General features: G+C 73.2%; 10 protein-coding genes. 6 read left to right on the forward strand and 4 right to left on the reverse strand.

Annotation, left to right across the window (positions count from 1 at the left end):
- Positions 1-15: 15 nt before the first annotated feature.
- Positions 16-999 (forward strand): DUF3068 domain-containing protein, encoded by a 984-nt coding sequence (locus MTF65_RS23315; RefSeq protein WP_243630864.1) that lies wholly within the window; start codon positions 16-18, stop codon positions 997-999.
- Here MTF65_RS23315 and MTF65_RS23320 read toward each other — a convergent pair.
- Together MTF65_RS23320 and MTF65_RS23325 are read right to left on the reverse strand one after the other, a co-directional pair.
- Positions 989-3,697 carry an ATP-dependent RNA helicase gene (locus tag MTF65_RS23320; RefSeq protein WP_243630865.1) on the reverse strand — a complete coding sequence of 903 codons (2,709 nt, stop codon included), beginning with the start codon at positions 3,695-3,697 and terminating at the stop codon, positions 989-991. The genes MTF65_RS23315 and MTF65_RS23320 overlap by 11 nt on opposite strands.
- A 5-nt stretch (positions 3,698-3,702) precedes the next feature.
- Positions 3,703-4,584 carry a class I SAM-dependent methyltransferase gene (locus tag MTF65_RS23325; RefSeq protein WP_243630866.1) on the reverse strand — a complete coding sequence of 294 codons (882 nt, stop codon included), beginning with the start codon at positions 4,582-4,584 and terminating at the stop codon, positions 3,703-3,705.
- Between the two features lie 345 nt (positions 4,585-4,929).
- Between MTF65_RS23325 and rpsA the strand changes: the two genes are divergently transcribed.
- The 4 genes from rpsA to MTF65_RS23345 all read left to right on the forward strand — a co-directional run bounded on the left by rpsA (position 4,930) and on the right by MTF65_RS23345 (position 8,880).
- Positions 4,930-6,438: a 30S ribosomal protein S1 gene (gene rpsA / locus MTF65_RS23330; RefSeq protein ID WP_243630867.1), complete on the forward strand. Its 1,509-nt coding sequence runs from the start codon at positions 4,930-4,932 to the stop codon at positions 6,436-6,438.
- A 246-nt stretch (positions 6,439-6,684) separates the two neighbouring features.
- Positions 6,685-7,623, forward strand: a complete 939-nt coding sequence (locus MTF65_RS23335) for a PAC2 family protein (protein WP_243630868.1) — start codon at positions 6,685-6,687, stop codon at positions 7,621-7,623.
- A gap of 76 nt (positions 7,624-7,699) precedes the next feature.
- Complete coding sequence (coaE, locus tag MTF65_RS23340; protein WP_243630869.1) at positions 7,700-8,317, forward strand: dephospho-CoA kinase; 618 nt, start codon at positions 7,700-7,702, stop codon at positions 8,315-8,317.
- A gap of 155 nt (positions 8,318-8,472) precedes the next feature.
- Entirely contained in the window at positions 8,473-8,880 is a 408-nt protein-coding gene (locus MTF65_RS23345) for a tetratricopeptide repeat protein (RefSeq protein ID WP_243630870.1), read from the forward strand.
- 31 nt (positions 8,881-8,911) lie between these two features.
- Here MTF65_RS23345 and MTF65_RS23350 read toward each other — a convergent pair whose 3' ends face one another.
- Together MTF65_RS23350 and MTF65_RS23355 are read right to left on the reverse strand one after the other, a co-directional pair.
- Entirely contained in the window at positions 8,912-9,172 is a 261-nt protein-coding gene (locus MTF65_RS23350; RefSeq protein ID WP_243630871.1) for a DUF6343 family protein, read from the reverse strand.
- 60 nt (positions 9,173-9,232) lie between these two features.
- Positions 9,233-9,850 carry a hypothetical protein gene (locus MTF65_RS23355; RefSeq protein WP_243630872.1) on the reverse strand — a complete coding sequence of 206 codons (618 nt, stop codon included), beginning with the start codon at positions 9,848-9,850 and terminating at the stop codon, positions 9,233-9,235.
- Between the two features lie 176 nt (positions 9,851-10,026).
- On the opposite strand from MTF65_RS23355, the gene MTF65_RS23360 reads away from it, so the two are divergent.
- Positions 10,027-11,298, forward strand: coding sequence for a helix-turn-helix transcriptional regulator (locus MTF65_RS23360; RefSeq protein WP_243630873.1), 1,272 nt, complete (start codon positions 10,027-10,029; stop codon positions 11,296-11,298).
- Positions 11,299-11,418 lie beyond the last annotated feature (120 nt).

The raw sequence follows: 11,418 nt of genomic DNA on the forward strand, positions 1-11,418 counted from the left end.
AGGGGAGGCCCGACCATGAGACGCACCGCCAGCCTCGTCCTGCTCGCCCTCGCCGTGTTCTGCGCAGCCCTCGCACCGCTGCTGCGCTGGTACGCGTACCCACGGCTCGCCAAGATCCCGCCGAGCCAGTACCAGGAGATGGTCCTCGAAGCGAAGGACGCGACCCTCCTCGACTACTCCGCCGGAATGCAGCCCAAGAAGGTCGACAAGGTCACGATCGTCCAGACCCTCAAGGGCAACGTCGAGGCGTCGAAGGAGATCGAGGCGAGCGCCGGCAAGGACGTCGTCGTCTGGGACACGCTGTCCCACATCATCGGCCCGGACGGGAAGATGGTCTCCCAGATCCCCGAGCGCTACATCTTCGACGCGCACACCCAGGCCCCGGTGCACGCCACCGGCGAGATGGTCGACGGGGACCCGGTCGAACGCGAGGGCATCGAGTTCAAGTGGCCGTTCTTCACCGAGCCGCGCGACTACCTCTACTTCGACGCCCAGACCCGCACCTCGTCGCCGATCCACTACGTCGGCCCGCGCACGTTCAAGGGGATGGAGGTCTACTACTACGAGCAGACCGTGCCCTGGACGAAGGTCTCCCTGCCGAAGAAGATGCCGATCGAGGGCATCGACCCGGCGACCTTCGAGCAGAGCACCGGCACCAGCCTCTGGTACCAGGTCAAGGCCATGTTCTGGGTCGATCCGGTGACCGGCGCGCCCGTCAGCGCCGAGCAGGTCATCGAGCAGGAGATGCGCGGCGGCATCGCCGCCGGCGCCCCCGACGGCCGGCTCACCGTCTTCGCCGGGCACGTGAAGATGCGCGAGGACTACGCCCAGTACACCCTCGACCTCGTCAAGTCGAACCGTACGAAGGTCCTCGCGCTGCACACGTACGCGCCGATCGGCCTCGCGGCCGGCGGGCTCGCGCTGTTCGGGACGGCGCTGTGGCTGGAGGCCCGGAGCCGCCGCGGCGAGGGCGGGGAGGAAGAAGGGCTCACCGCCTGAGCCGGGCGTTGGTGTGCCGGGTGGGCTCGGCGGTCGCCGGGTCCTCCGGCCACGGGTGTTTGGGGTAGCGGCCGCGCAGCTCGGCGCGGACGGCGCGGTAGCCGCCCTGCCAGAACGACGCGAGGTCGGAGGTGACGGCGGCGGGCCGCCCGGCCGGGGACAGCAGGTGCACGAGGAGGGGCACCCCGGCCACCCGGGGCGTCTGGGCCAGCCCGAACAGCTCCTGGAGCTTCACGGCCAGTACGGGCTGCTCGGCGGAGTAGTCGACCCGGATCCGGGAACCGCTGGGCACCTCGATCCGTTCCGGGGCGAGCTCGTCCAAGCGGACGGCCTCGCCGGTGGCCCAGGGCAGCAGCCGGTTCAGGGCCTGCCCGGCGTCGATCCTGGCCAGGTCGGCGCGGCGGCGGGCCCGCGACAGCTCGGGCTCCAGCCAGTCGTCGGCGCGCGCCAGCAGCGCCCGGTCATCGGCTACGTCGGGCCACGCGCCGCCGAGCGTCCGATGCAGGAAGCCGAGCCGGGCCCGGAGCGCCTGCGCGTCCGGGGTCCAGCGCAGCAGGCCGAGCCCGTCGGCGCGCAGCCCGTCGAGGAGGGCGGCCCGTACGAGGGCGGGGTCGGGGGTCCGCAGGGGCCGCGCGACCAGCTCGATCGCCCCGAGCCGTTCCGCTGCGCGGGCGACCACGTCTCCATCCTCCCAGTGGACCTCTTCGCCGGTGCTCAGCAGATGCCCGGCGGCGGCCCGGGCCGTGTCCTCGTCGATCACGGCGGCCAGCCGGACCCGGGCGGAGGCGGAGTGCGGGGGCCGGTCGGCGACGGCCACGGCCAACCAGGGCGCGCGGCGCAGCGCGGATCCTTCGCCCACCTCGGCCCCGGTGCCGGAGGCCATGAGGAACGCCGCCTGGCCCCGTGCCTTGGCGACCCGCTCGGGAAACGCGAGCGCGGCGACGAGCCCGGCGGCGCCGTCATCGGTGACGCGTTCCGAACCGGGGCTCCGCCCCGCACCCCGCGCCTCAATCGCCGGCGGGGCTGGATTTTGGCTGGTGCTGTCCGCCTGGCGCGGCTGGATTGCCCGCAGGGCAATTTCAGCCTCGCCGGCGTTTGAGGCGCGGGGGTCCGGGGCGGAGCCCCGGGGGGTCTGGGGCGGAGCCCCGGTTTTGGGGGAATCGCCCCGCGCGGCGGACTCCAGGCGGCGGACCTCCGCGCGCCAGCGGGCGGCGTAGCCGTCGCCCCCGCGCCGGGCCGAACGCCACGCACCCGCCAGATCGTCCCCGTACTCCCGCGGCGGCTCCTCGCTCAGCAGCGCCACCACCTCCGCCGCCCGCCGGGCCCCGAGCGCGGCAGACCCGTCCAGCAGGGCCCGCGCCAGCCGCGGGTGCAACCCGAGCCGGGCCATCCGCAGCCCCCGCGGCGTCGGCCGCCCGGCGGCGTCCACCGCGCCCACCGCGAGCAGCACCTCCCGCGCCGCGGCCATCGCCCCGGCCGGCGGCGGGTCCAGCAGCGCCAGCCCGCCCGCGTCCGGGTCGCCCCAGCACGCGGCCTGAAGGGCGAACTGCGCCAGGTCGGCGATGCGGATCTCCGGGGAGGGGAACGCGGGCAGCCGCCCGTCCTCGGCCTCGGTCCAGCACCGGTACACCGCCCCCGGGGCCTCGCGCCCCGCCCGGCCCGCCCGCTGGCTGCCGGCCGCGCGGGACGCCCGTACGGTCGCCAGCGCGCCCAGCCCCCGCGCGTGGTCCACCCGGGGTTCCCGGGCCAGTCCCGAGTCCACGACCACCCGTACCCCCGGCACGGTCAGGCTCGACTCCGCGACCGCGGTCGCCAGGATCACCCGGCGGTGCGGCGAGGGTGCCAGGGCCGCGTCCTGGACGGACGCCGGGGCCCGGCCGTGGACCTGGAGCACCTCCGCGTCCACGCCGCCCAGCTGCCCGGCGACCCGGGCGAGCTCGCCGACGCCGGGCAGGAAACACAGGACGTCGCCGGAACGTTCCGCCAGCGCCCGCCGGACCACCGAGGCCACATGCGTCAGCTGCGCCGGATCCACCCGCATCCCGTGCGGCGGCCGCACCGGCCGGGCGGGAGGCGCCCACACCGTCTCCACCGGGTACGAGACGCTCGCGGCCTCCACCACCGGAGCACCGCCCGGACGGCCGTGACCGAGTACGTGAGCCCAGCCGGCCGCGTCGGTCGTCGCCGAAGCCGCCACCAGGCGCAGCTCCGGCCGCAGGGTCTCCCGTACGTCCAGAAGGAAGGCGGCGACGGTATCGGCGTCCAGATGCCGCTCGTGGCACTCGTCCAGGACGACCACGTCGACCCCGGACAGCTCCTGGTCGCGCTGCAACCGCTGGAGCAGCACACCCGTGGTGACCACCTCCACCAGCGTGTCGGGCCCCACCACCCGCTCCCCGCGCACGGTGAAGCCGACCGAAGCGCCCACGGCCTCGCCCAGCAGCCAGGCCATCCGCCGCGCCGCCGCCCGGGCGGCGATCCGCCGGGGCTCCGCGACCACGACCCGGCGCCGCGGCTCGCCGCCCACCAGCCCCGCCAGCACCAGCGGCACCAGCGTGGTCTTGCCGGTGCCGGGCGGTGCGCAGAGCACCGCGGTGCCGTGGCCGTCCAGCGCCGAGACCAGCGCGGGCACGGCCTCCCGTACGGGAAGGGCGTCGAGGGCGGCGGTCCGCGGGCTCACGCGGGTCACGCGGGTCACGTCGGTCAGTCCCTCTCGCACACGAAGATCGCGGTGCCCGGGATCAGGTTGCCGCGCAGCGGGGACCAGCCTCCCCACTCCTGGGCGTTCCACTCGGGCCACTCCGGCTCGACGAGATCCACCAGGCGGAACCCGCCCGCGACCACGTCGCGCACCCGGTCGCCGATCGTGCGGTGGTGCTCCACGTAGACCGCGCGGCCCCGCTCGTCCTGCTCCACGTAGGGCGTCCGGTCGAAGTAGGACGCGGCGACGGACAGCCCCTCGGGGCCGGGCTCGTCGGGGAAGGCCCAGCGGATGGGGTGGGTGACGGAGAAGACCCAGCGGCCGCCCGGGCGCAGGACGCGGTGGACCTCGCGCATGACGTTGACGGGGTCGGCGACGAAGGGGACGGCCCCGTAGGCGGAGCAGGCGAGGTCGAAGGCGCCGTCGCGGAAGGGCAGCCTGCCGGCGTCGGCCTCGACCAGCGGGACGTCATCGCCGATGCGCAGGGCGTGCTGGAGCTGGCGGTGGGAGAGGTCCAGGGCCACCGGGCGGGCGCCCTGGGCGGCCAGCCAGCGCGAGCACTGGGCGGCGCCGGCGCCGATCTCCAGGACGTCCTTGCCCTTCAGGGAGTCCGCCGGGCCGAGCAGGGCGGCGTCCGCCTCGTCCAGGCCCTCCGGTCCCCAGACGAAGCGGTCGTCGCCGAGGAAGGCCCCGTGCTCGCTCTGGTACTCGTCGGCGTTGCGGTCCCACCAGCCGCGGCTCGCCCGGCTGCTCTCCGCGTCGTCGGCGTTACGCCGGGTGGCCTCGGCGTCGTCGCCGGCGTCGTCCGCAGCGTCGTCGCCGGGGGCGTTGCCGGCGGAAACGGCTTCGTACGCTTCTTCGGAGGCGTAGTCCTCTTGGTTCATGGGGCCCGTCGTCGTAGTCTGCGGAACAGAGCGGGAAGGGCCATAGGTGCCCGCCCGCCCAGGAATTGTGCCGGTTGTGCGGTGATCCGCCCGGGGTGTGCGCCTTCGCGCATTGACCCTGTCCGGCTACCCCCGTATGCTACAAGTTGCGCTGCGAGCCTGTGCTCCTCAGACCTAGCAGGCTGCGCTTGCATCTGTTGATGTCCCCTCGGTTTTCGAGGCCTCTCCGCTATTGCTGCGGATCAGGGCTTCCTTGGCTGTCCGGCTTCTTCGGCAGATGCCGATAAGGGCTCCCGGCGTGGCATTACCTACGACTTTCTGTCCGTAACCGGAGTCCTTTCCCACATGACGAGCAGCACCGAGACCACCTCTACCACTCCGCAGGTAGCGGTCAACGACATCGGTAACGAGGAAGCCTTCCTCGCCGCGATCGACGAGACGATCAAGTACTTCAACGACGGCGACATCGTCGACGGCGTCATCGTGAAGGTCGACCGGGACGAGGTCCTGCTCGACATCGGTTACAAGACCGAAGGCGTGATCCCGAGCCGCGAGCTCTCGATCAAGCACGACGTCGACCCGAACGAGGTCGTCAAGGTCGGCGACGAGATCGAGGCCCTGGTTCTCCAGAAGGAGGACAAGGAAGGCCGTCTGATCCTGTCCAAGAAGCGCGCTCAGTACGAGCGTGCCTGGGGCACGATCGAGAAGATCAAGGAAGAAGACGGCATCGTCACCGGTACCGTCATCGAGGTCGTCAAGGGTGGTCTCATCCTCGACATCGGCCTCCGCGGCTTCCTGCCGGCCTCCCTCGTCGAGATGCGTCGCGTCCGCGACCTCCAGCCCTACGTGGGCAAGGAGCTCGAGGCGAAGATCATCGAGCTGGACAAGAACCGCAACAACGTGGTCCTGTCCCGCCGCGCTTGGCTCGAGCAGACCCAGTCCGAGGTTCGCCAGACGTTCCTCACCACCCTGCAGAAGGGTCAGGTCCGCTCCGGCGTCGTTTCCTCGATCGTCAACTTCGGTGCCTTCGTGGACCTGGGTGGCGTCGACGGTCTCGTCCACGTCTCCGAGCTGTCCTGGAAGCACATCGACCACCCGTCCGAGGTTGTCGAGGTCGGCCAGGAGGTCACCGTCGAGGTTCTCGACGTTGACATGGACCGCGAGCGTGTCTCCCTGTCGCTGAAGGCGACGCAGGAGGACCCGTGGCAGCAGTTCGCCCGGACCCACCAGATCGGTCAGGTCGTCCCGGGTAAGGTCACCAAGCTGGTTCCGTTCGGTGCGTTCGTCCGCGTGGACGAGGGCATCGAGGGTCTGGTCCACATCTCCGAGCTGGCCGAGCGCCACGTGGAGATCCCGGAGCAGGTCGTCCAGGTCAACGACGAGATCTTCGTCAAGGTCATCGACATCGACCTTGAGCGTCGCCGGATCTCGCTGTCGCTGAAGCAGGCCAACGAGTCCTTCGGTGCCGACCCGGCGTCGGTCGAGTTCGACCCGACCCTGTACGGCATGGCCGCGTCGTACGACGACCAGGGCAACTACATCTACCCCGAGGGCTTCGACCCCGAGACCAACGACTGGCTCGAGGGCTTCGAGAAGCAGCGCGAGGCCTGGGAGGCCCAGTACGCCGAGGCGCAGCAGCGCTTCGAGCAGCACCAGGCCCAGGTCATCAAGAGCCGCGAGGCCGACGAGGCCGCCGCTGCCGAGGGTGCTGCCGCCCCGGCCGCCGGTGCCAGCGCCGGTGCGGGCATCTCGGGTGGTTCGTACTCCTCGGAGTCGGACGAGACCTCGGGCGCCCTGGCCTCCGACGAGGCCCTGGCCGCGCTCCGCGAGAAGCTGGCCGGCGGCCAGAGCTGATCGCAGCGCGCACCACGCTCCGCGCCTCGGCGCGAGTGTGAGCTGAGCTGAAAGACAAGGCCCGTCCCCTCAGGGGGGCGGGCCTTGTCGCATGTGTGCCCGCGGTGCGTATGTGTGCCCTGCGGTGCGTACGTGTGCCCGTGGTGCGCCGGCTTCGTCGCGTTCCCGTAAAAGCGCTCAACTGGGGAATGGTGGGGCCGCCTTGGACGTTCTTCGCAGAGAACGCGGCGAGGAGGAGCGGTGACGGTGCTTGATCCACAAGGTTTGTACGAATGGGACGCCAAGGGCCTGGCGGTGGCGGACCTGGCGCTTGCCCAGGACTCGGCCGGGCTGGTCATGCTGTACCACTTCGAGGGCTACATCGACGCGGGTGAGGCCGGCGAGCAGATCGTCGAGCGGCTCCTGGACACCCTGCCCCACCAGTTGGTGGCCGCCTTCGACGCGGACCGGCTGGTGGACTACCGGGCCCGCCGTCCGCTGCTGACCTTCCAGCGCGACCACTGGTCCGACTTCGAGGAGCCCCGCCTGGAGGTGCGCCTCGTGCAGGACGCCACCGGCGCGCCCTTCCTGCTGCTCTCCGGCCCGGAGCCGGATGTGGAGTGGGAGCGCTTCGCCGTCGCCGTCCGGCAGATCGTCGAGCGCCTCGGCGTCCGGCTCTCGGTGAACTTCCACGGCATCCCGATGGGCGTTCCGCACACCCGGCCCGTCGGCATCACCCCGCACGGCAACCGCACCGACCTGATGCCGGGGCACCGCAGCCCGTTCGACGAGGCGCAGGTCCCGGGCAGCGCGGAGTCGCTGGTCGAGTTCCGGCTCGCGCAGGCCGGGCACGACGTGCTGGGCGTCGCCGCTCACGTTCCGCACTACGTCGCCCGCTCCCCGTACCCGGACGCGGCGCTGACGACTCTGGAGGCCATCACCGCGGCGACCGGGCTGGTCCTGCCGGCGGTGGCGCACGCCCTGCGGACCGAGGCGCACCGCACGCAGACGGAGATCGACCGGCAGATCCGGGAGGGCGACGAAGAGCTCGTCACCCTGGTCCAGGGGCTGGAGCACCAGTACGACGCGGCGGCCGGTGCCGAGACGCGGGGGAACATGCTCGCCGAACCCGCGCAGATCCCGTCGGCGGATGAGATCGGGCGCGAGTTCGAGCGGTTCCTGGCGGAGCGCGAGGGCGAGGGCTGAGCGCTCTGAGCGTTCCCCGACGCCGGGGGCTAGGGGGCTATAGGTGGGCCGGGACGCGGGGGCTAGTGTGCCGGGCATGCTGAAGATTGGCCTGACGGGCGGAATCGGAGCCGGCAAGAGCGAGGTCTCGCGGCTGCTGGCGGGGTACGGGGCGGTCATCGTGGACGCCGACCGCATCGCGCGGGAGGTCGTGGCGCCCGGCACACCCGGGCTCGCGGCCGTGGTCGCGGCCTTCGGGGAGTCGGTGCTGACGCCGGAGGGGGAGCTGGACCGGCCCAAGCTGGGCTCGATCGTGTTCGCCGACCCGGCGAAGCTCCAGACCCTCAACGCGATCGTGCACCCGCTGGTCGGGGCCCGGTCCGCCGAGCTGGAGGCGGCCGCGGGGCCCGACGCGATCGTGGTGCACGACGTACCGCTGCTGGCGGAGAACGGCCTTGCGCCGCTGTACGACCTGGTGGTCGTGGTGGACGCCGCGCCGGAGACGCAGCTGGCGCGGCTGACCTCGCTGCGGGGGATGTCCGAGGAGGAGGCGCGGGCCCGGATGGCCGCGCAGGCGACGCGGGAGCAGCGGCTGGCGGTGGCCACGCTCGTGATCGACAACGACGGGCCGCTGGAGGCGCTGGAGCCGCAGGTGCGCAAGGTGTGGGAGGAACTCACGGCGCGGGCGGCCGCGGCGTCGGCTTCCGAAGCCTGACGGGGCGGCTGGGCGGCTGGGCTGATGGGCGGACTGGGGTCGGGCCGAGCGGGCTCGGGTCGAGCGGGCTCGGGGTGGCGGCTGGGTCTGACGTGCACATGGAAGAGCAAGCAGGGTGGGGGCGTGGAAAGCGCCGCAGAGGGAAGGATCTGATCGTGTCCGACACCAGGCCGCCGTCCCGTCCGTCGCAGCCGTCATCCTCAGGGGCCGGCAGCCCGGAGACGCACGTCATCGACTACCGGGCCGCCGAGCACCTCCTTGCCGCCCGTGACCCGCGCGGCGCGGTCAAGCTCCTCGACTCGGTGATAGCCGCGCACCCGGAGAACACGGCGGCCCGGCTGCTGCGTGCCCGGGCCTTCTTCGCGGCGGCCCAACTCCGGCCGGCGGCACTTGAGTTCGAGCTGGTGCTGGAGCGGGAGCCGGACAACGCGTTCGCGCACTTCGCACTGGCCCGCACGCACGAGCGGTCCGGGCGGCCCGAGCAGGCGCGCAAGCACTTCCGGCTCGCGGCCGCCCTCGATCCGCAACCGGACTATCTGGCGGCGGCCCGCTTCGAGAACTGATCCGCGGCTGAAGGGTGATCCCCCGGCCGGGTCAGCGGTGGCGCGGGGGCTCGTACGGGGGGACGTCCGGGCCGGGCTGGTAGTGCGGGCCCTGGCGGATGTGGCGGAGTACGACGACCAGGTCCACCGCCGCCAGCACGAAGACGACGGCGCAGAATGCGGCCCACCCGGCGCGGTCGGCCAGCGCGAACGCGGCCGCCCCGCCGGCGGCCCAGATCAGCCCCCACAGGCTCAGCCAGAACCGCAGCCGCAACGGACTGCGGGCGGTCACCGGCTCGTTTCCGGATCGCATGGGCATCGCCTCGCCTCACTGTCCATGGTCCCACCGGCGCCGCCCGCGGGCCGCTCGTGATCAGGGATTGAGCCTGTTCACAGCCGTCGTGGTCGTCTTCTTGAAGGCCGGGACGGGGGCGTCGGTGAGGTGGCCCATCTGGCCCCACCGCACGACGGTGACGGTGGAGCCGTCGCGGCCGATTCCGAAGAGGTGCACGCCGGGCTCGGATTCCGGGACCGACGTGTGTACGCCGTAGACGTGCGCGCCCTCCTCGACGCTGATCCGGCCGTAGTCCTGCCACGACGCCGTCCCGCCCGGGGTCATGCGCAGCCAGTCGGCGGCGCAGGCCGCGACCTTGCGCTCAAGGGTGGCGGTGAGGTCGGCGGCCGCGGCGGCGGAGGAGGCGCGTACGGAGATCTGTACGGCGTTGGTGTCGAACTCGGTGCCGAGGTCGCGGTGCCAGCTGCCTGCCGCCGGGAGCACGCCGTCCAGGCAGAAGGGGGCGAACTCGGGCAGGCCCTTGGTGACCGCGCCGGCGTACCAGGGCGAGCTCGGGTGCGGCGGGAGGTCGGCGCCCTTGAGGAAGCCGGGGGCGGTGGTGGCGGCGGCCGTGGCGGTGGCCGAAGTCGTGAGGAGCAGGGCGGCGGCCGCAGCGGCGAGCGCGGTCGTGGTGGCGGCGATCGTGCGTCGGAACATGGTCTGTTTCTCCCCGTGGTGTGATCGGTGGGCCGGTCTGTGTGCAGAGCCTTTACCCAGGGCGGGGTGTCGGGCGACGGGACGCGGCGGATTCGGGACACTGGAACGGCCATACGTGCCGTCACCTGGGGGAACACCCCTTGCATGGAACGACGTCACGGGACGGGGGGAACGCCGTGGGCGAGGCGGAGCGGTTCGCGCGGCTGATGCGGGAGCTGAAGGAACGGGCGGGGCTGAGTTACGGGGCGCTGGCGCGCCGGCTGCACACGAGTACGTCGACCCTGCACCGCTACTGCAACGGGGAGGCGGTGCCGACGGAGTTCGCGGTGGTGGACCGCTTCGCGCGGGCGTGCGGGGCGACGCGGCCGGAGGCGGTGGATCTGCACCGCGCATGGCTCCTCGCGGACGCCCGCCGCCGCTCACTGACGAACCCCCGCCTCACACCGGGGCGCGCGCCGGAACCGGTCCCGGAGGCGGAGCGGAAGCCGGAGCGGGGGCGCGGCCTGGAGCCGGCGTCGGTGGGGGAGCAGGGCTCGGACTCGGAGCCGGTGCGGGGCGCGGGGCCGGGGTTGTCGGTGCGGTGGTATCGGAGTCGGCGGGCGGTGGTGGTGGCCGTCGCGGGGGTGGCGGCAGCGGGGGTGGCCGTCGTGGGCCTGACGGCGGCGGGCGCCGGCCGGGGGCGGGGGACGGCTGCCTCACCCGCGGCCGCGTCGGCGGCTCCGAACCCCGGCCCGAGCCCGGCGCGGACCTCGCCCCCGAGCGCCGGCCCGACGCCGAGCCCGGCTTCGACGTCGCCCTCGGACCCGGGCTCGAAGCCGGCTCCGTCCGCGACGGCGCCTCTTCGGGCGGCGGTGCGGTCGCACGTGTGGGCCGCGGGCTGCGACCACGCGTACCTGGCCCGGCAGGGCCCGGCGGACGTGCCCCCGCCCCCGGTGGAGGCGGACGCGCCCGTATGGGCGTCCGCACAGCGGGCGGTGCACGCGGGGACGCAGATCGTGGAGGTGACTCTGCACGGCGCGGGCCCCGGGGCGCAGGCCGTGGTCCTGGAGGACCTGGAGGTACGGGTGGCAGCGCGGCGTACTCCGCCTGCCTGGAACGTGTACCAGATGTCCCAGGGCTGCGGCGGCGCCCTCACCCCCGCCGGGTTCGCGGTCAACCTGGACGCGCCTCGTCCGCTGGCCCGCCCGGTGGCCGGCAAGGACACCGGGGACGCGCTCCCGGCTCCCGCGTTCCCCCTGCGGGTCTCGGCGGCCGAGCCGGTCGTACTGCGGGTGGAGGCCACCACGACGGGGTGCGACTGCGACTGGTCCCTCGACCTCCGCTGGTCCGCCCCCACCGGCTCCGGCACCCTCCGCCTCGACGACAACGGCCGTCCGTGGCGCACGAGCGCCGCCCCGAACCGCCCGGTGTACGGCTTCGCGCACGAACAGGGCCGCTGGTCCCGCTGACCTGACCCCCCAGCCCACCCCGTATGCGCAGGTCAGCGGCGTTGTCAGTGGCCGCGCCTAGACTCGTCGACAGTGGGGCTGAGGCAGTCCGACAGGCAGCGGACAGGGAGGAGGGGGACG

The organism is Streptomyces sp. APSN-46.1 (assembly GCF_022815725.1).
Taxonomy (GTDB): domain Bacteria; phylum Actinomycetota; class Actinomycetes; order Streptomycetales; family Streptomycetaceae; genus Streptomyces.

Excerpts from the sequence above, each read along its gene's own strand:
- rpsA (WP_243630867.1), top strand. The coding sequence starts at position 4,930 with ATGACGAGCAGCACCGAGACCACCTCTACCACTCCGCAGGTAGCGGTC.
- MTF65_RS23355 (WP_243630872.1), bottom strand. The coding sequence starts at position 9,850 with ATGTTCCGACGCACGATCGCCGCCACCACGACCGCGCTCGCCGCTGCG.
- coaE (WP_243630869.1), top strand. The coding sequence starts at position 7,700 with ATGCTGAAGATTGGCCTGACGGGCGGAATCGGAGCCGGCAAGAGCGAG.
- MTF65_RS23350 (WP_243630871.1), bottom strand. The coding sequence starts at position 9,172 with ATGCGATCCGGAAACGAGCCGGTGACCGCCCGCAGTCCGTTGCGGCTG.
- MTF65_RS23325 (WP_243630866.1), bottom strand. The coding sequence starts at position 4,584 with ATGAACCAAGAGGACTACGCCTCCGAAGAAGCGTACGAAGCCGTTTCC.
- MTF65_RS23315 (WP_243630864.1), top strand. The coding sequence starts at position 16 with ATGAGACGCACCGCCAGCCTCGTCCTGCTCGCCCTCGCCGTGTTCTGC.